This window comes from Nocardiopsis sp. CA-288880 (assembly GCF_050955985.1).
In the GTDB taxonomy this organism is placed as follows: Bacteria; Actinomycetota; Actinomycetes; order Streptosporangiales; family Streptosporangiaceae; genus Nocardiopsis; species Nocardiopsis tropica.
In genome coordinates, this window is record NZ_CP192105.1 from 4,496,340 (window position 1) to 4,514,505 (window position 18,166).

The 18,166-nt window shown below is 70.7% G+C and carries 15 protein-coding genes; 6 read left to right on the forward strand and 9 right to left on the reverse strand.

Going from position 1 to position 18,166, the window contains the following annotated elements:
- Positions 1-94 precede the first annotated feature (94 nt).
- Complete coding sequence (locus ACQPYD_RS19675) at positions 95-775, forward strand: hypothetical protein (protein ID WP_433697057.1); 681 nt, start codon at positions 95-97, stop codon at positions 773-775.
- Between the two features lie 110 nt (positions 776-885).
- Here the strand turns inward: ACQPYD_RS19675 and ACQPYD_RS19680 are convergent, their stop codons facing one another.
- The 7 genes from ACQPYD_RS19680 to fxlM form a co-directional block, all read right to left on the reverse strand.
- Positions 886-1,650, reverse strand: a complete 765-nt coding sequence (locus ACQPYD_RS19680; protein ID WP_433697058.1) for an SDR family NAD(P)-dependent oxidoreductase — start codon at positions 1,648-1,650, stop codon at positions 886-888.
- A 91-nt stretch (positions 1,651-1,741) separates the two neighbouring features.
- Positions 1,742-2,677 carry an AraC family transcriptional regulator gene (locus ACQPYD_RS19685; RefSeq protein ID WP_433697059.1) on the reverse strand — a complete coding sequence of 312 codons (936 nt, stop codon included), beginning with the start codon at positions 2,675-2,677 and terminating at the stop codon, positions 1,742-1,744.
- 167 nt (positions 2,678-2,844) lie between these two features.
- Positions 2,845-3,891 (reverse strand): protein-L-isoaspartate O-methyltransferase family protein, encoded by a 1,047-nt coding sequence (locus tag ACQPYD_RS19690; RefSeq protein ID WP_433697060.1) that lies wholly within the window; start codon positions 3,889-3,891, stop codon positions 2,845-2,847.
- A gap of 365 nt (positions 3,892-4,256) precedes the next feature.
- On the reverse strand, positions 4,257-5,435 hold the full coding sequence (locus tag ACQPYD_RS19695; protein ID WP_433697061.1) for a lanthionine synthetase C family protein: 1,179 nt from the start codon (positions 5,433-5,435) through the stop codon (positions 4,257-4,259).
- Complete coding sequence (locus ACQPYD_RS19700; RefSeq protein WP_433697062.1) at positions 5,432-8,365, reverse strand: lantibiotic dehydratase; 2,934 nt, start codon at positions 8,363-8,365, stop codon at positions 5,432-5,434. The genes ACQPYD_RS19695 and ACQPYD_RS19700 overlap by 4 nt, the downstream gene beginning before the upstream one ends.
- Positions 8,366-8,472: 107 nt before the next feature.
- On the reverse strand, positions 8,473-8,697 hold the full coding sequence (locus ACQPYD_RS19705) for an FxLD family lanthipeptide (protein WP_433697063.1): 225 nt from the start codon (positions 8,695-8,697) through the stop codon (positions 8,473-8,475).
- Between the two features lie 16 nt (positions 8,698-8,713).
- Positions 8,714-9,967, reverse strand: coding sequence for a methyltransferase, FxLD system (fxlM, locus tag ACQPYD_RS19710; RefSeq protein ID WP_433697064.1), 1,254 nt, complete (start codon positions 9,965-9,967; stop codon positions 8,714-8,716).
- Between the two features lie 205 nt (positions 9,968-10,172).
- Here fxlM and ACQPYD_RS19715 point away from each other — a divergent pair, with 205 nt between their 5' ends.
- Positions 10,173-11,372, forward strand: a complete 1,200-nt coding sequence (locus tag ACQPYD_RS19715; RefSeq protein ID WP_433697065.1) for a helix-turn-helix domain-containing protein — start codon at positions 10,173-10,175, stop codon at positions 11,370-11,372.
- 40 nt (positions 11,373-11,412) lie between these two features.
- Here the strand turns inward: ACQPYD_RS19715 and ACQPYD_RS19720 are convergent, their stop codons facing one another.
- On the reverse strand, positions 11,413-12,156 hold the full coding sequence (locus tag ACQPYD_RS19720) for a class I SAM-dependent methyltransferase (RefSeq protein WP_433697066.1): 744 nt from the start codon (positions 12,154-12,156) through the stop codon (positions 11,413-11,415).
- Positions 12,157-12,487: 331 nt separating this feature from the next.
- Positions 12,488-13,540 (reverse strand): STM4015 family protein, encoded by a 1,053-nt coding sequence (locus tag ACQPYD_RS19725; RefSeq protein WP_433697067.1) that lies wholly within the window; start codon positions 13,538-13,540, stop codon positions 12,488-12,490.
- 675 nt (positions 13,541-14,215) lie between these two features.
- Between ACQPYD_RS19725 and ACQPYD_RS19730 the strand changes: the two genes are divergently transcribed.
- The 4 genes from ACQPYD_RS19730 to gltS all read left to right on the forward strand — a co-directional run bounded on the left by ACQPYD_RS19730 (position 14,216) and on the right by gltS (position 18,101).
- Positions 14,216-14,959, forward strand: coding sequence for a hypothetical protein (locus ACQPYD_RS19730; protein ID WP_433697068.1), 744 nt, complete (start codon positions 14,216-14,218; stop codon positions 14,957-14,959).
- A 261-nt stretch (positions 14,960-15,220) separates the two neighbouring features.
- Complete coding sequence (locus tag ACQPYD_RS19735; RefSeq protein ID WP_433697069.1) at positions 15,221-15,961, forward strand: IclR family transcriptional regulator; 741 nt, start codon at positions 15,221-15,223, stop codon at positions 15,959-15,961.
- A 5-nt stretch (positions 15,962-15,966) separates the two neighbouring features.
- On the forward strand, positions 15,967-16,905 hold the full coding sequence (gene hutG, locus ACQPYD_RS19740; protein ID WP_433702090.1) for a formimidoylglutamase: 939 nt from the start codon (positions 15,967-15,969) through the stop codon (positions 16,903-16,905).
- Complete coding sequence (gltS, locus tag ACQPYD_RS19745; RefSeq protein ID WP_433697070.1) at positions 16,902-18,101, forward strand: sodium/glutamate symporter; 1,200 nt, start codon at positions 16,902-16,904, stop codon at positions 18,099-18,101. Before hutG ends, gltS begins: the two co-directional genes overlap by 4 nt.
- Positions 18,102-18,166: the final 65 nt, after the last annotated feature.

The window sequence follows — 18,166 nt, forward strand, 5'->3', positions numbered from 1 at the left end:
AGGGGCCCGCCGACCCGACCGGGGCCTCCCCCGGGCACCTCCGCATGTACGGTCATCGTCGGCCGTTGGCACCGCATACCGATACATTGCGGGCATGACCCCCCAGGGAGACCCCCACACCCAGGCCCCTCGCCCCCAGCGCTTCCTCTGGGGAGCCCGAATGCAGATCTACCGCGACAACCACCCCCGCGCGTACACCCTCCGCTTCTCGGGCCTCCTGTTCCTCCTCATGGGCGCAAGCGGGATCATCGCGTTCGTGACAGCCGGCCGCCCGTGGCAGCTGAGCGTCGTCATCGCCGTGATCCTGCTGGCGGTGTTCACGATCCCCACGGCACTGATCATCGTGTTCTCATCGCCCGCCAGGGTGACCGAGCGCGCCCGCCAGGATCCCGGGTTCACTCGCTTCCCCGCGGACACCGACCCCGCCAAGCTCGCGGAGGCCTGGCGGCTCGTACGGCGGGGCAGGCTCGGCCCGGACCCGGAGGCCAACCGGCTGGGACGGATCGTCGTCGAGAAGGAACTGAGCAGCACGTCGACGACCCCTTCCTTCGTCCTGATAGGGATGGTGGCCTTTTTCAACGCCTTCCTGGGCATCAGCCGCCTCCTGGCGGAGGGAGTCTCGCCCTTTGTCGTCGTCCTCCTGGGACTGGCCATCCTCCTGAGCGGACTCTCCGTCTCGGTCCTCTTCCTGGTGCCACGACAGCGCCGCCGTTCGAAGGCGTTCCGCGACGCCTACGACGACGCCGACGGGGAGGCACCCGGCAACGCGGCGTAGGCACACGGAGCGGTCACGGTCCACGACCGAATCCTGTCCGCTCCGGAACACCCGCCGCGGGCTGCCGGTGCTCGGGAGCGTCCCCGGACACTGAAGCATCCGGACACGGGCTACCAGCCGAGAGGGTGGAAATCGCGGAAGAACCCGCCGCGCGGCCCGTCGTCGGGCAGGGTCGCGGCCCATACGACACCGGGGGCGCTGGCCTCGACCGGGCGCGCGCCCAGGTGCTCAGCACCGGGTGCGGTCGCGGTGACACCGGGGCAGACCGCGTTGACGATGACCGGGGTGTCGGCCAGTTCGGCGGCCAGCACCGCTGTGAAGGCGTTCAGTGCTGCCTTGCTGACGGCGTGGGTCGCCGCCGAGCCGCCCATCAGGGAAAGACCGAACCGCTCATCGGCATGGGACCCGGCGCCGGAGCCCACGTTGACGATGCGCGGGTGGTCCGAGGCGCGCAGGAGCGGGAGGAGGGCCTGGGTCATGCGCCATGCACCGAACAGGTTCACTTGTAGGACATCGGCGGCGGCCCCCAGGTCAGCCCCGGTGGCGGTGTCGGTCCGGTCGGGGGAAGCTGCGGCGTTGTTGATCAGGATGTCGAGTCGCCCGGTGCGCGCGGTGAGCGCTTCCACCGCGGCTCCGACCGCCGCGGGGTCGGCGACGTCGAGATCGACCGGGAGTGCTTCGACCCCCTCGATGGGGCTCGCCGCCTCGGCCGCCTGGCGGGAGTCCCGTGCGGTGATCAGCACACGGACCCCGGTCAGGGCCAGTTGTCGGGCGACCTCCAGGCCGATCCCGCGTGCGGCACCGGTGATCAGGGCCGTCGTCGCGGTTCCGGAAACCGTGGCGCGGGAGGTGGTGAGGTGTTCGTTCTGTGGCATGGGCCCATCCTCGCGGGAGCCGGTCGGGCCCTCCATGCCTCCGAGTCCGTATTTTCTGCCCGATCGTCCCGAGCGGCCTGTCCGGGTCCGATCACGGAGCTTCCGGGTCGGCGGAGGGTGCGTCGCGCACCCGGGAGCGGTAGCGCAGCGGCGACTCGCCCACCTGCCGCCTGAACGCGCTGCTGAACGCGCTCTCCGATGCGTAGCCCAGTTCGGACGCCAGCGAACCGACGCGCACGTCGCTGTCGCGCAGGGCGCGCTGCGCCAGGAGCATCCGCCAGCGGGAGAGGTAGGTCAGCGGCGGTACGCCCGCCAGGGAGCCGAAGCGTTCCGTGAACGAGGTCCGCGACATCGCGGCGGCACGCGCCAGCTCCTCCAGGCGCCAGGGTTTCCCGGGTGCGCCGTGCATGAGCCCGAGCGCGGGACGCAGCTGCTCATCGGCCAGCGCCCGCAGCCACCCCGGGGGCAGTTCGAGTCGGCCGAGGTAGGCGCGCAGGACTTCGAGCACCAGGAGCCGGCCGTGTTGCCGGATCGCGAACTCCGCCCCCGGCCGGCCTCCCGCCACCTCGGCGATCAGCAGGTCGAGGGCGCCGCGCAACCGCAGGGCTTCGGTGTCCGCGGCCCGGACGTGCCCCACCGGAGGGAGCGTCTGGAGCAGGAGCTCGCGACCGACACGGTTGAGGTCGACCCGGATGCCGATGACGACGTCGTCGTGGTCGGCGTCGGCGGTGCGCAGGAGGAGGGTGTCCGGATCAGGTACGATCTCACGGCGCGGCCCGTCGCCGGCGCCGCCCTCGACCTCCAGCCACGACCGGTCGTTCAGGATGGCGACGTCGCCCGGTCCGAGCACGATCGGCTCGCCGCCGTCGGCGGTGAGCCGGGAGCGGCCGCGCACCATCACGATGAGCTTCATCGCTTCATCGACCGAGGCGCGCGACACCCACGGCCCCCGTACCGCGAAGCCGCCGGTCACGTGCCCGCGAATCCCGACGAGGTCGATCACCTCGGAGAGTTGGTCATCGGTCATGTCCGGAACTATCGCGAAAGAGACGACATCCGGTCAACGTCCGCGCCCCTCTGTGCAGGACCACGGAGTCCTCTCCGGTCGGCGTCCACCTCACGGACCACGGCTCCAGCCGCCGGTGGGGCTGGAACATTCGAGGTCTGCGAGACCGCTGTGCGAAAAGGCGGTGTTCACTCCGTACGCCTTTGACCGGGGCTCAGTGCGAGGGTCCATCCCTGGTCGATGGGGGTGGTGCGAACGCTCAAGGTGTCGATCGTGGGTCGTCCGTGCGCCTTCCACTCCTGCAGGAGTCCGCGCATGTGCTCCAGGGCCGGCGAGGTCGCGGAGTCAGCGACGAACCGGGGCTCGGGGAACAGGGCGACGAATCCGGCGTGGTCGGGGGTGGTGATGCCGACCATGGTTTCCTTACCGCGATGGGCCATGGTCAGCCCGGCAGGTTGGTGAGCGACGACCCAGAGTTTGAGGTGCTCGATCTCCGGCCATCCGACATCGACAGGCTCCGTGTAGGGAGCGCCGAGCACACGGGTGAACACCGCTTCCGCCAACGCGCGGTCACCCGTGACGGTGATCCAGGGAGCGGAGATGTAGGAGGGGCCGCGTTCGCCGTCGATGATCCGGGAGACGGTGGCGTACCGGGACCGGTCCAGGGCGGGGGTGGTCATGGGCACGTACTGGCCCCGGTGCAGTGTGATGTACCCGAGGGTGTGGTCGTCGGTCACGGTCATGCGGGCCATCGCGGTGGAGTAGGCGATCGGGGCGCACACCAGCGGAGCCAGGATGAGCCCGCCGGGGCGGACCTGTTCGGCCCAGGCGGTCGGCATGTGGGGTGGGGTGGTCCAGGCGATGAGCCGGTCGAACGGCTCCTGGCCGGGGGCGCCGGCGTAGCCGTCTGCGGCCAGTGAGGTGATGGTGGTGTACCCGGCCCGGTGGTGGAGTCCGGCGGCGCGGGTGACGAGGTCGGCTTCGACGTCCACCGACACGACGGCTCCGTGGGGTCCGGTGAGTTCGGCCAGGAGCGCCGTGGAGTACCCGGAGCCGGTGCCGATCTCCAACACCCGCATCCCCCGCTGGATGTCGAGGAGGGGAAGGTGCCGCTCGATGACCGAGGGCGGTGTGGTCTGGCGGACTGCGCGTTTGTCGGTGCCGCGGTAGTGGGCCTCGTCCACCCGGGTCAGGGCTGCTGTGACGGCGGGCGGGGTGGTCGTGGTGCCGATCATCGCGGGTCCGGTTCGTTGTGGGCGGGTCAGATGCACAGTGCCGTGGTCCACGGCCAGGCGGTGGTGTCGCCTTCTCCTACAGGGGTGCCCTCGGGACTCTGGGCCCAGGCATGGGTGGCGGGTGGGTCCCTTCAACGTGGACGGCTCCTACGGAGCCGTTGAGACAGCCAGGACCCGCAACTGCCAACGATCGACATTCGTGGGTCGGCGAGCCGAGCAACGCGATCCTGAGTTCATCGGGTGGTGTCCATTCCAGATCGTAGACAGCGGGGTGGGCCGTATTCGCAGTCCGCGTCATCGGGCTCCGCTTTCGCGCAAGATCGAATGCTCGGAAAGTGCTCTTCGGTGCGTTTCCGTAGTGGTGGTCAGGCGTCCAGGAGCAACAGGGTGTCCCACAGGTGAGCCGGGCGTGGAGTGTTCAGTAAGGCTAGGGCCAGTCCGGCTTGGCCCTCCAGCAGGCCCGGCTCCTCCGATATGGGTACGTCGTCTGCCACGGAACGAGCGTGTACCTCTCGGATGGAGTCGGACAGCGGTTCGGTGCCGATAGCCGGCTGTTGGTCGTGAGCTGCCCGCCTGAGTGTCTGCAAGAGCCCGGCACGGCCGTGACACAGCCCGTGGTCGGCCTTCTGTGGCTGTCGTGCTGAGCGTCGGACACAGGCGAGCAACGCTCGTTCAGCAGTGCGCTGCGAATCGGTGTCTTCCAGTGCGAGGCCGGCGAGTTGTTGGGCTCGGGCCGGCCCTGGGGTGCCGTAGCACCAGGACGGCGGCCCGGGGCGGGTCAGGGGTTGGGGACTGCTGTCGGGGCGGGGGACAGTGGTCCATCCGGGCCACCAGGGGCCGTAGCGGTCGGTCCGCTGCCAGGTGTCCAGCGTGGCGCACAGTCTCCGCATCGCGTCCTCGTGTCCGGGGACATGTCGCCCCTTGCGGTGGTTGAGGGCGAGGAGGGCCAGGACTCCGCTGATGCCGTGTGCCATGCCCAGATTCATATGTCCGCGGGGAAAGGCGGAGCTGTGGCCCATGCGGGGGTCGTGGTGGACCCACCATCCGGGCAGCCATCCGTCGTCGGTGCGCAGTGGTTCGGTAAGGCGGACGAGGTAGGTCAGTACCTGTTCCAGGGCTGTTCCGTGGGGGTCGGTGCGCATCAGGGCGACGCCGATGCCGGTCAGACCGCTGATGAGGTCGTACTCGCCGTACGAGGGCATTCGCCGTTGATCGATGCGGTGGTGGGCGACGCGCAGGCGGTGTTGGGTGAGGGCGTTCAGGTGGCTGGTGAGTATTGCCCGGTCGCGCATGTAGCGGTCCTGGGGGGCGTAGGACAGGACGCAGGCCAGGGCGGGCAACCCGTAGAAGAGGGTGGCACGGTCGTCTGGGTCGAGGCCGTCGGTGGTGGCGGCCTGAATCCAGGGGTGGGCGGTGTCGGGGTCGTGCATCAGGTGGAGCAGGGCCGGTCCCAAAGGCCCGGTGGCCAGGCACAGCGGTGGGCCGGTGGTGTCGGCGTCAGGGGTGGACAGGGTGTGGAGGAGGTCGGCGAGGCGGGTGGTCATCGGCGCACAGGCCCCTCGTGGCGTCGAAGGTGGGTGTGAGCGAGGGCGCGGGCCAGGGCGTGTGCGTGGTGTTCGTCGTCGCGATCGGGGCCGTGGGCGCGGTTGTGATGCATGTGGAGCAGGGACGGCAGCACGGTGGTGGCCGCGCCGGGGTCGGTGTGGTGGGTGAGGTAGGCGGTCAGTGCTTCAGCGCGTTGCTCCCAGGCGTGGAGCAGCGATACGGGCAAGGTCCGCGTGCGCAGCTGTTCCCACAGGCCGGTGGTTGCGGCACGGGTGGGCCGGTGCAGAGGCGTGCGGGGGCGGGGCAGGTGGTGGAGTGCCCAGGTGGTCTTCTGGGCGGTGGTGGTCAGGTGGAGCAGGGAGACGGCGGTCAGGGCGTGGGAACGGATGGGGTCTTCGCCTGCGGTGCCGAGTTGGGTGAGGGCCGCGGTGGAATCAGCGGCGAAGAACGTCTCGGCGGCGACCATCGCCGGGCCGTGGCCGTAGCGCCCGGTCTCGGGCTGGTAGGGGCGCAGACTCCAGAAGCGCAGCATTCCTGTGTGGCTCAGTCGTCCGGCCCAGGCGCGTAGGGCTGGCTCGGGGTTCGTGGGGGCAGGCAGGCGCAGGCGCAGGTGTGGTCCGGTGGAGTCGGTGTAGCGCACGAACCACCAGTCGGGGTTGTGGTCGAGCAGCTGCCATAGCTCGGGGAGGCGGTCGGTGAGCAGTGGTGTGAGCAGGTGCGGGTCGGTGTACAGGTGGATGCTGACCCACCTGGCCTCCTCCACGCCGGAGGTGGTGCGCGCAGTGGGGGTCGAGAGTTCCGGGCGGGGTGGTGGGGCCGGGTCAGCGGTGCTTGCCAGGGGCACGACGATCTCGTGGGCGCGGCCCTGGCACCAGCCGAAGGCGTCGGCCCCGGGGGCTTCGGTCACGGTGGCGGTTCCATGGCGGTCCAGGTGTGCGCCCAGGAGGTGGCGGTGCGCGGCCTGGTCCAGTTCCAGGCCGAGGTGGCGTTCGCCGTCGACGAGGAGGACACGGTCGGGCAGTGCGGGTCGAACTCCGCTGAGGTCGTCCAGGTCCGCGGGGGCCAGGCGCCACTGGGCGGGGGCCAGGACGGTGCGGTCGGCGCGCACGCGAGGTAGGAACCGGTGCCCGCTGGTGGTGGCGGGCCAGGTGAACATCAGGTGTGGGGCCGTGTGTGCGCGTGGGAGCTCGTAGCAGAAGCGGGCGAGCGGATGGGTGTAGTGGTGGGGTTCCAGGGCCGAGGCCTGGAAGGGTTCGATGACGCGGTTCCGAGCGGTGTCGATGAGGTGGAGCCGGTCGGTGTCGATGTGCACCACGAGGTGTTCGAGCTGGACCGTCTGGGTGTTGGCCGGGGGGTGTTCGTCGATGGGCAGCACATGGGCCGCCACCGCAGTGGTGCGGTTGATGTGCGTGGCTGTCTCCGCCATCGGCGGTGCCAGGATCTGCACCGGCAAGGCATCACGGGTCATGGTCGGCAGGACGTGAAAGGCCTGTGAGTGGGCCATGTCGGGCAGGTGGGAGAACCGGCCGGTGAGCGTACCCGCGCCGCGGGAGACACCGGTGACCCACAGGGTGCACTCCCCCGCGTCAACGGCGGCGGGTGTGGGGGCGTGGAGTTGGAGGCGCACTTCCATATGGGGTGTGGGGTGTGCCGGCTCGGTCAGGGGCGCCAAGGCTGGGGTGTTTTCCACGACGATCTCCGTGTCGCCGTTGAGGGAGGCGTCGTGTACGGCGGCGAGGAGCGCCCGGTTGCGTTTCCGGTTGTTCGCCGAGGTGGGCGGCAGAGGTAGGTGGGATCCGCGGTAGGTGGCCGGGAGGCCGATCCCGGTGGGGCCGATGAGCTCGAGCAACCGCACCCGGGCACCGGGCCCGTAGGCCTCCAGGCACCGGTGGTGGTAATCGATCCAAGCGGGGGATCCCTGGTGGTCGGGGGCCAGCCGGGCGAGTTCCCGGGCGGCCCGGGGGACCTGGTCGAAGGTGGGGGCGGGCACGGTGAGGTCGGCGTCCAGTCGGGTGTCGAGCGCCAGCCCTGCGGAGCCGGGGTAGGCCTGGATCAATCGCACGGTCCCCTCGGCGCGCAGGGCTCGGCGCTGTGCGGCCGGCGTGTCGGGGTGGTTGTGGCGGTCCAGGGCGGAGAGGGCGTCCTGGAGTGCTTGGTTCCCCGGGAGATGGTCGGCCAGGTGACGCAGGGGGTCGGTGGCCCACGTCGGGGGCCGGGTGGCGCTGAGGAGGATGCGGCGTTCCATGAGCCGGTCGACGGCCGTGGAGATCATCGTCGTCCTGGCGTCGGGGTAGAGCTCGGCCAGGCTCTGGAGAAGGAGGCCGACCGGGATGGGGCTGCGGGCTTCGGCCATGAGGTGGGCGACCACGGGGGTGTGGCGTACCGACACCGACTCCGCAGCCCGGGGGTCGCTCTCGTGCGGTGCCCAGGGCAGCACCAGCCGATCGCCCTGCACGTAGGTGGTGGGCGCGGCGACGACGAGAGGGTCGTGGTCATGGCGGTCGGCGTGTTCGCGGGCCATCGCGCTGATCCACCGCGGGTCCGGACGTGCGATGGGCAGGTGTGCGCTCCCCCACCGGACTCGGGTCCGCTCGCCCACGGTCAGGGGGGCGACTCCGGCGAAGAGCCCCGTCGGGGTGGGGCGGGTGCGTGCGCGCAGCAGGTACCGCATGAGGGACACGGCCGTGCGTCGAATTCTTCGGGCGGGAACCGCTTCGGAACCAGCCAGGGTGTGGAGTCGGTGGGTGAGGGAGGGGCTGGCCACTTCCAGTGTGTCGACGAATCCGGGGGTGTTGTGCCAGGTGTGCACCGTCCAGGAGCGCAGGTGCGCGGGGTCGGTGGTGACCGGGTCGGGCCACGTGGGGCCTTCGGTAGGAGGCAGGGTGGCGGCGCGCAGGGTGAGGGCTGTGGGGTGCAGGAGGCGGTACACGCGGGATGTCTCCTCGAACCGAAGAGAAGCAGGGCGGGAAGGGAGCCGCCCCCGGACGGTGTGCGGGTGTCCGGGGGCGGCCGTCAAGGCGAGACTTGGGCCGGAGGTCAGTCGTCGTCGTTCTCGGTGCCCGCGTCAGTGCAGGAAGGAGGGCAGGCGCTCTGACAGGTGGGGTTGCACCCGTCGTTGGTCATCGACCATACGAAGGCGGTGGAGGCCAGAGTCCGTGTCTGCAGGCCGAGGTCGAAGGGGTCCTCCTGCCCCGCCCGGGGCAGGAGGGTGAACTCACCGGTGGGGGTTTCCAGGACGTCGAGGGCTTCTCGGGTGGGCATCTGCTTCTCCTCTTCTTTAAGGGGTGCCGGTCCAGTGCAGGACCATGCGGGTGTGTCGCTTGTTCACGGCACGCCCGGGTGGGAGCTGGTCGTCGGGGGTGTCGGCGGGTACCAGGGTGATGTCCGGGTCGGGGCCGTTGCGGTGGTCGCGGTCCCACTCCTGCATCAGCGCGCACAGCCGCTCTGCTGCGGCGAGACCGCTGGGGCCGTGGCCGATGGCCCCGAACTGCCACCGGTCCTCCCGATCGGGGTGACGGCGCAGGGTGCGGTAGGCGAAGCTCGCACTGTCCGGGGCGATGAGGGCGGGGGTGCCGTGGTTCCAGGTGGGCTTGACCAGCTTGGCCTTGACCGCTCCGGGGTCGGCGGTGAGCAGGGCCCAGGCGTCGATCACCGTGGCGAGCCATAGGTCCTGGGCGTCGGTGGCTTCGTCGTAGGCCACCAGGACTTGTGACCATGCGGTGACGGGCTCCTGGGTGAGCGCCGCGCGCAGTGCCTCGGTGTCGACGTCGGGGCCGTCCTCCAGGCGCAACCCGACCCGTTGACCGTCGGTGTCGTTGAGGTAGGGCATGTCCTCCCAGTGCTCGCCCGCCCCGGTGATGCGTACGAATCCGCACATGTCCTGAGCCAGGGCGCACCAGTGTCCTTCGCCGGTGTGCTCCAGGGTCAGGCACCGGGTCAGCCCGCGGATACGCATGGGTACGACCAGGCGCCCTCCGGCCACGAGCTGCTCGGCCCAGGCGGAGGGCACGTCCCAGGCACCGGCGGTGACGATGATGCGGTCGAACGGTGCCCGGTCGGCAAAGCCGTGTTCGCCGTCGACGACCGCCAGGTGCACGCCGTCATACCCGGTGCCGGACAGGCAGCGCTGGGCCCGTTCGATGACGTCAGGATCGATGTCGATCGAGGTGACTTGCCCGTCCAGTCCGACGAGTTCCCTGATCAGGGCAGCGTTGTAGCCGCCGGACCCCACCTCCAGGACCCGGTGTCCTGGGCGGATCTCGGCGCGGTCGAGCATGAGCGCGATGACGGTGGGCGCGGACACCGAGCTCAGCGCCACGCCGCGTTCGGCGTCGCGTTTGGTGACCACCGCCTGGTCGGCGTAGACCTCGCTCAGCTCCAGGCCGGGCAGGAACGCCTCGCGGGGCACCTGGGACAGTGCTTTCTCCACGGCCGGGGACAGGGGAGCACCGACGTGGGCGCGGTTGGCGACCACTTCGCGGACCAGGGCCTCGCGCAGGGCGGTCGAATCAGCAGTGGTTGTGCTCGTCATGACACCTTTTCGTTGAGCGGTCGCGACGGATACGAAGCAAACAGGGCCATCGCCATTTTGTGACGGACGCCACTAGGTCTCTACTGAAGGTAACCGAGCCAGGACCCTCTGAAGTGCCAGTGAAGTGACAGTGCCGTGCTCCGACACCGAGCGGATTGCGTAATCTGTCGCCAGGAAGTGCCAGGCATTGAAGGGACCGGAGCCGATGACCGACACCGACCGCGGCGGATCCATCGGTGAACGCGTAGCCGTCGCGCGCAAGCTCGCCGGGCTGAGCCAGCAAAAGCTGGCCCTGCGTACCAACTACAGCCTGAGCATGGTCAGGGCAGTCGAGCAGGGCCGCCAGCCCGCCTCGGCCGCTTTCGTCGCCGCCGTCGCCGAAGCACTGGGCATCCGCCCCCAGGAGGTGTACGGCCAACCCTTCCACGAGCTGTTGCACCAGGACGGCGGCGCTCCGGCGGGGCTGGCGGCCCTCCAAGCGCTGCTCGCCGAGGGCTCCTACGTGCGAGGCACCGAGCCCCCGCCTACTCAGGAGCTGGTGCGCACCCTGGACTCGATCCGCCAGGAGCGGCACAGCGACCGCTCCCACCGCGCGCTGGATCAGATCCCCGGCCTGGTGCGTCATCTGCACGGCGCACTGGAGGCCACTTCCTCCTTCACCGCGCGAGAGCACCTCTTCGCCTTGTTGGCGAGCACCTGGGGCAACGCCTCACAGCTCACGTACCGGCTCGGGGGTCTGACCATGGCCAGCGCTCTCCTGGACCGCATGGAACTGGCGGCCGCGCAGGCCGGCCAACCTCTGCTGGCCGCCCACGCTCTCCAGCACCGGGCCCTGCTGCTGGCATCCCACGCCGCTTACGACACCGGCCGCGGATGTGTGCAGCGCTCCTTGGACCTCATCGGCGAGCCCTCCGGCGAGAGCTCGATCGCACTGGCCGGTTCGGCGCACCTGCGCGGTGCGATCCTGGCCGCCCGTGGCCGGGACGCCGACCGAGCCTTGGACCATCTGGCCGAAGCCGAGCGTTTGGCGGCCCTGGTCGGGCACGAGTCCTCTGCGTTCGACACCAACTTCGGCCCGGGCAACGTCCTGATCCACCAGGTGTCGGTGGAACTGGAATGCGGGGACCCCGGGCGAGCGGCGCGCACCGGTTCCCAGCTGCGGCTACCCCAGGATGTGAAGGCGACCCGCGCCGGACGACACTGGCAGGACGTGGCACGCGCCTGGACCATGGACGGTGACCACCAGGCTGCCTTGCGCGCACTGGGCAAGGCCCGGGCCATCGCCCCCCGACAGACCCGCTACCACCCACAGGTCCACGAGACCATGCACGTCATCGTCTCCGCCCAACGCCGCTCCACCTCTAGCGCCGCGGGCTTCGCCCACTGGCTCGGACTGCACACCTGACCATGCCTTTCCTCGGACGGAAGGTCTCACAGCCCTTCGCTCACCAAGCCTGCAACCGCAGGACGGCCAGGTAGTTGCGTCCCTCCTCCCGGACGGAGACGACGTGCCACGGGGACCGGCGCACCAGTGCGCGCAGATCGTCCACGCCGGCCAGCAGGTAGTCGAACCAGTCCGTGGCCAGCACTCCCTGCCTGTTGCGCATGCGGATCTGCCCCGAGAGCCGTCCGGAGCGCCGGTTGCGCTCCTGGTAGGCGCGGTGGTCGGCGTCAGCGGTGCTCGGGTCCATGCCGGTGCCGATCAGGAGGGCTCCCGGCCCGGCCAGGGACGCCAGGTGTGCGAGGACCTCGGGGGCCCGCTCAGGTCCTTGGAGGAGTCCCAGGTTGTTTCCCAGGAGCAGGAGGGCGTCGAAGCGGCCGATGTCCGCGGGCGGGGCGGCAATGGAGCCCAGGCGGGCGTCCACACCACGTTGGCGGGCGACCTCGACCGCGCCGGGTGAGGGGTCGAGGCCGACCACGTCCTTGCCCGAGGCCTGGAGGGCCAGGGCGTGGCGTCCGGCGCCGACGCCCACGTCCAGGATCCTGCCCTCGGCCAGGTCCACGGCCTCGCGGTCGAGCGGGGCCAGTGCGTCGGCCGGGGTGAAGTAGCGGCTGGCGCAGGCCGCGTTGATGTGGCCGTCGTCGCGCTCGATGACCTCGCAGGCGGCTCCCGGTGCGGCGTCGGCAGCCCAGCAGCGTTGAAGGGTGAGCCCGAAGGCGTCTCCGAGGCGGGGTTCGTCGTGTGCCATACCGTGTGAGCCTGCCAGGTGGCGCCAGTCGGTGCACCGGCTTTCTTTCGGCCGGTGGTGTTCCGCATCCCAGGAACGGCTCACGCCCAGGGGCCGGGTCCTGGTCCATGCCCGGTCGGCAGTGTCAACACCGTGGGGACGCGAGGGCCGACCGACGTGGCGACCGTGACCCGGGTGGGGGCACTGCCGACCACGGCGGCCGATCCCCGCGTCCGGGAGGCTCACCCCTGTTCCTGAGCACCGGTGTCCTCTCCCCTCGTGGCGGCAGACGCAGCGGGATGGAAGGAGCCACCGGCAGCACGGACTCAGCCGGTCCGGAGCCGGGGCGTGCTCACTCGCCGACAGCCGGGTAGTAGATGTCGTCCTTGCTCTGGGCCTCCTGCGGGTCGGAGACGTCGACCTCCACCCCCGCCTCGGAGAAGGCCGCCCGCACCCGCTCGGCGGCCTCCTCACCGAGGTAGTGGTGGTGCAGGTCCAGGCGCTTCAGGTGGGAGAACGCCGGCACGGCGGCGAGCAGGTCCTCGACGTCGTCCTCGCGCAGGGCGCCCAGGGACAGGTCGAGCGAGGACAGGCGGGCCGTGATCGGGGCCTGGGCCAGGGCCCGCACCCACTCCCCGGTGTGGCGGGAGTTGCGCAGGCCCAGGTGCCCGAGTCCGGGCAGGGCCTCCCCGGACAGCAGGGGCGCCAGGTCGTCGGGGGTGGCGTCGCCGCCGTAGTGCTCCACGCCCAGCCACAGTTCCAGGCGCTGCAGTGCGGGCAGCCCCGAAGCCAGCACCTGGCGCACCACCTCGGCGGGCAGGCCGCCGCTCTGGAGGGTGAGAGAGCGCAGGGCGCCGTGTTCGGGTACGTGCAGGGAGAGCCTTTCGGCCCCCTCGTAGGTCTCCCCCACCCCGCGGACGGTGAACTCCTCCAGTCTCGGGTAGGCGGCCAGCAGCGGAGCCATGTCGCAGTGCTGGATCCAGGAGATCTCGTTCTCGTGGAACGTGATGTCGCCGAGGAAGAGCGAGCGCAGTGCGGGCAGGGCCGGGGCGTGGGCGATCAGGGCGTCGCGGAGCTCGCGGGAGGAGATGTCGCTGCCCTCCTCGAACCCCCAGTCGCCGATCACCAGCGCGACCACCTGGGAGGTGTCCACCTCCTCGACGAACCTGGCCAGGTAGGGGACGAACTCCTCGGTGTAGCTGGAGAGGCGGAGCCGCCACGCCACCGAGCCCGGGGCGAGCCTGGCCTTGTCCATCCTTTCCCGGTGTGGGGTCGAGGCCGGGGCCTCCGCCTGGTTCCTGCGCGCGCTGTAGGCGGCCTCCCGGAGGTAGTGCTCCTCCGCGTCCTGGTCGAGGAACTCGACCACGGGGAGGCCGGCGTACTCGGTGAGGTGTTCCTTGATCACGATGTCTCTTCCGTGCTGCTCGAGGGGTGTGCGACATGTCTAGCAGTGCGCACGGACAGGCAGGGGCAGCGGTGGCGGTCGAGGAGGCCGGTCGGTTCGATGTCTGCCATGAGTCCGGTCTCCGGCGAGCCGTGGCGGCACGTAGGAGCCGCCCCGCTCAGCCCCGAACCCGGGGACGCCGCACCGGTCCTCCCGGGCCGGGATCGCCGTACCGGTCTGACCAGGCTCTTCGTCCTGAAGAGCAGTCGTCTCGGCCCTGTGTCGAAAAAACTTCGCGATTCGGGAGAACTCCTCTGCTGTCTCTGCCATCAGAAGTCACAGAAAGCAACCACGGACACAAGAGGAGCGGCGCCGAGAGCGGCGCCGAGCACAGGAAAAAGAGCGATCCGCATTGCCGGGCGACCGAAATACACAAACTCGGACACGCGTCGATGACGGAATGAGCCCGACACATCTGCCCCCGACGTCGATGAGGCATAGTTAGAGGTCACAGCACCTCTCGACGAGACCGACCGGCGGGGAAGCGCCCGTCGGAGGGCATTTTTCCCGGAGTGCAGGAGACACCGCGCCTCCCCCACCGCGCGTGTTCTCCATTCCCGAAATCCCTGCCACAGCCATACCCGAAAACCCTCACCTTCAATAAGACATCTCCTTCCTCGGGGAGAAAGGAATCCCATGAACCGCAATTTCCGTACCACCGTCCTGGCCCTCGCGACCTCCGGCCTGGTGGTCCTCGGCTCCGCCGCGTGCTCCTCCGAGGAAGTGATCGAGGCGGTGGCAAGCGGTTCGGACGCGGGTGAGGGCAACGAGGCCACGGTGGTGACAGAACCCCGGAGCGGCCTGCTGGAGTACATCGCACCGGGCGAGTTCAGCATCGACAACCAGGCCTTCTTCGTCACCGAGGAGACGCAGATCCTGGGCGGACTCAACGCCTGCCCCGCCGAGGACGGCCTCGACGAGAACGGCTTCGGCGTCGTGGACTGCGATCTGGAGTCGCTCGAGGCCGCGGCCCAGGGCGACGCGCCGGTGTACGTCGAGGCCGAGGTGGAGGAGACCGGGAACGCCCTCTCGATCACCGAGTACGACGTCGACGGCCAGGTCGGGTCGGAGCCCGGAGCGGCCCCCGGCGACGGCGCCGCGGGGACCGACGAGGCAGCCGAGGGCTCCGCCCTCCTGCGGGGCGAGCTGGAGTACATCGCCCCGGGTGAGTACATGATCGACAGGACGGCGTTCTTCGTGGCCGAGGACACCGTGATCTACGCGGGCATCTACGCCTGCGCCGGGGGCGTCCAGGACCCCGACACCGGCGACGTCATCTGCGACTTCGACGAGTTCGACGCCACCCTGGCGAACGGGACCTCCATCACGGCCGAGGTCCAGGTCGTCGAGGGCATCGCCCAGACGATCACCGAGTACTAGGACCGGTCCTGCCGAGGGGGCGGCATACGCCCCCTCGGACATCCGGCGAAGGCCCTGCCCAGCAGGGCCTTTTTGCATGCCTCCACCAGGGGTGACGGATGGGTGCAGCCTCACAGAACCGGTCGGGGCCCCGGGCGCGGATCGGAACGTAGCCTTCTCATTGGATGAGAATTTGCCCTTTTCATACCTTTTGTCCGATCCATAGAGTGAGCCGGTCCCGAGCGCCGCTCGGAGCTGGCCAGGTCCGGGAGAGGGGGCGCCATGTCAGCCGACGCGACGTCCGGCAACGCGGGTCGGACCACCGACCGCCTGCTCGGCGTGCTGATGGTCTTCGCCGAAACGGAACGCGCCACCGCCTCGGAGGTCTCCGAGGCCACCGGCATCCCGGTCAGCACCGTCTACCGGATGCTGGACCGGCTGTCCGCGACCGGGTTCGTGCAGCGCGTCGGCACCGCCTACGGGGCCGGTCCCGTGGCGGTCCGGTTCGCGGAGAAGTACCGCAACGGCGCGCTGGAGCGCACCTCCATCGGCCCACGGCTGGAACGGCTCTCGCACGAGTCCGGCGAACTGGCGGCCTTCATGGTGCCGGTCGGCACCGAGGCCCTGTGCGTGGACGCCGTCGAGGGGGCCCGGGTGCTGCGCTGCTGCTACACCCGCGGAGCCGCGCAGCCGCTGCTGCGCGGGGCCACGGCCGAGGCGCTGCTGGCCCACCTCCCCGAGTCACGGCGCCGGCAGGTGTACGCCGCCTACCGGCTCCCCGCCGAACGGGTGCGGGCCCTGGAGGCCGCGCACCCCCTGGTGCGGGAGCAGGGCGTGGCGGTCAGCGAGAGCGCCCTCGACGAGGGTGTGTGGGGCGCGAGCGCCCCCGTGCTCGGCGGCTCGGGCTCCCTGAACGGGGTCGTCACCGTGATGGCCCCGGCGGCGCTGACCGAGCGCCGGCGCCCCTACTACATCCGCCTCGTCAAAGAGGCGGCGCGTGACCTGAGTGGAGGAACGATTTGAACAGGGTGGATCCCCCCGTCTGGACCGGGCGCGACGACGGCCCCGGCGCCGAACACCGGCGCTGGCACACCACCGTGCGCCCGCTCGACGACGCCGGCCGGGCCGGAACCGCGATCGTCGGCTTCGCCTCCGACGAGGGCGTGCGCAGGAACAGGGGCCGCACCGGCGCCGCCGAGGGCCCCGCCGCCCTGCGCCGCGCGCTCGCCCCGCTCGCCCTGCACCGGGACGAGGCGCTGTACGACGCCGGGGACGTCCGCGTGGACGACGGCGACCTGGAGACCGGCCAGCGCGCGCTGGGCTCGGTGGTGGCCGGGGCCATGCGGGCCGGGCACTTCCCCGTCGTGCTCGGTGGTGGCCACGAGGTCGCCTACGCCAGCTACCTGGGCCTGGACGAGGGCCTGGGCCGGGACCGGACCCGCACCCTGGGCGTGCTCAACATCGACGCCCACTTCGACCTGCGCGAGGAGCCGGAGCCCACCTCCGGAACGCCGTTCCTCCAGATCGCCGAGGCCGAGCGGGCCCGGGGACGCGACTTCCGGTACGCCGTCGTCGGGATCAACGAGGCCGGGAACACCCCCGTGCTGTTCGACCGCGCAGACCGGCTCGGCGTCGAGTACCTCACCGACGACCGGTGCACCGCCGCCCACATGGAGCGGGTGCTGGCCTTCGTCCGTTCCTTCCTGGACACGGTGGACGACGTCTACCTCACGCTCGACCTGGACGCCCTGCCCGTGTGGGTGGCGCCCGGGGTGAGCGCCCCCTCCCCGCTCGGCGTTCCGACCGAGGTGGTGCAGGCCGTGGTCGAGGAGGTCGCCGCCTCGGGACGGCTGGCCCTGTTCGACGTGGCCGAGCTCAACCCGTCCCTGGACGTGGACGGCCGGACCGCGCGCGTCGCCGCGCGCATGGTGGACCGCGTGCGCGCGGCCAGAGGACGGAACTCGTGAACATCTCCCTGGACCTGATCCAGACCACCACCCTGGCCGTCGTCCTGCTGCTCCTGGGCGAGTTCGCCCGGCGCCACATCGGCTTCCTCCAGCGGTTCAGCATCCCCGGCCCGGTGATCGGCGGTTTCGCGTTCGCGCTGGCCGTCCTGGCGCTGCGGGAGACCGGCGTGGCCCAGCTGGAGCTGGACACCACGCTGCAAGAGCCCGCGATGATCGCGTTCTTCACCACCATCGGTCTCGGCGCCAGCGTCAGTCTGCTCCGCAAGGGCGGCAAGCTGCTGATCGTCTACCTGCTGGCGTGCTGGACCCTGGCGATCCTCCAGAACGTGGTGGGCATCGGCATGGCCACGGCCCTGGGCATCGACCCGGTGCTGGGCGTGATGGCCGGCGCCGTCGCCCTGGAGGGCGGCCACGGCGCCGCGGCGGCGTTCGGTCCCACCGCCGAGGCCCTGGGAACCGACGGCGCCACCGCGATCGCGATCGCCGCGGCCACCTTCGGCCTGGTCGCGGGTGGTCTGCTGGGCGGTCCGATGGCCTCCTGGCTGATGCGGCGCCACAAGGTGGAGGTGCCCGCGGCCGCCGACACCGCCGCGTCCGCCGCCGTCGAGGCGCAGGAGAAGGAGGAGCCGGTGGGCTACGGCCCGCTGGTGAACACCGCCGTGCTGATCGGCGTGGTGATGGTGGCCGGGGTCGCGCTGGGCACGTGGTTCAGCGAGACGACCGGGTTCGTGCTGCCCGCGTACGTGGGCGCCATGGTGGTGGCGGCCGTCGCGCGCAACGTCGGTGACCGGTTCGGGCTGCGCACGCACCAGGGCGCCCTGTCGCTGGTGTCGTCGCTGTCGCTGGGCCTGTTCCTCACCATGGCCATGATGGGCCTGCGGATCTGGGACCTGTACGCGCTGGCCCTGCCGCTGTTGCTGCTCCTGGCGGTCCAGGTGATCGTCCTGCTGCTGTTCGTCGCGCTGGTCGTGTTCCGCCTGCTGGGGAAGGGCTACGACGCCGCGACGATGGCGGCCGGCATGGTCGGCCACGGCCTGGGCGGCACCCCCAACGCGATGGCGAACATGGACGCCTTCAACCGGCGTTTCGGGGTCCGTTCGGAGAAGGCCTTCCTGATCGTCCCGCTGGCCGGTGCGGTGCTGATCGACATCGTGGCGCTGCCGTGGATCGTGTGGTGCATCAACGCGGTGGCCTGACCCGAGCCGCCTCCTGAGGGATCCCCAGGTCACCGACCCGGGGATCCCTCGTCGTTTGGGCCCGG

What these genes read in the sequence shown, in the direction of transcription:
- ACQPYD_RS19675 (WP_433697057.1), top strand. Translation starts at nt 95, where the DNA reads ATGACCCCCCAGGGAGACCCCCACACCCAGGCCCCTCGCCCCCAGCGC.
- ACQPYD_RS19690 (WP_433697060.1), bottom strand. Translation starts at nt 3,891, where the DNA reads ATGATCGGCACCACGACCACCCCGCCCGCCGTCACAGCAGCCCTGACC.
- ACQPYD_RS19705 (WP_433697063.1), bottom strand. Translation starts at nt 8,697, where the DNA reads ATGCCCACCCGAGAAGCCCTCGACGTCCTGGAAACCCCCACCGGTGAG.
- ACQPYD_RS19730 (WP_433697068.1), top strand. Translation starts at nt 14,216, where the DNA reads ATGAACCGCAATTTCCGTACCACCGTCCTGGCCCTCGCGACCTCCGGC.
- ACQPYD_RS19720 (WP_433697066.1), bottom strand. Translation starts at nt 12,156, where the DNA reads ATGGCACACGACGAACCCCGCCTCGGAGACGCCTTCGGGCTCACCCTT.
- ACQPYD_RS19715 (WP_433697065.1), top strand. Translation starts at nt 10,173, where the DNA reads ATGACCGACACCGACCGCGGCGGATCCATCGGTGAACGCGTAGCCGTC.
- ACQPYD_RS19680 (WP_433697058.1), bottom strand. Translation starts at nt 1,650, where the DNA reads ATGCCACAGAACGAACACCTCACCACCTCCCGCGCCACGGTTTCCGGA.
- fxlM (WP_433697064.1), bottom strand. Translation starts at nt 9,967, where the DNA reads ATGACGAGCACAACCACTGCTGATTCGACCGCCCTGCGCGAGGCCCTG.
- ACQPYD_RS19695 (WP_433697061.1), bottom strand. Translation starts at nt 5,435, where the DNA reads ATGACCACCCGCCTCGCCGACCTCCTCCACACCCTGTCCACCCCTGAC.
- ACQPYD_RS19685 (WP_433697059.1), bottom strand. Translation starts at nt 2,677, where the DNA reads ATGACCGATGACCAACTCTCCGAGGTGATCGACCTCGTCGGGATTCGC.
- ACQPYD_RS19735 (WP_433697069.1), top strand. Translation starts at nt 15,221, where the DNA reads ATGTCAGCCGACGCGACGTCCGGCAACGCGGGTCGGACCACCGACCGC.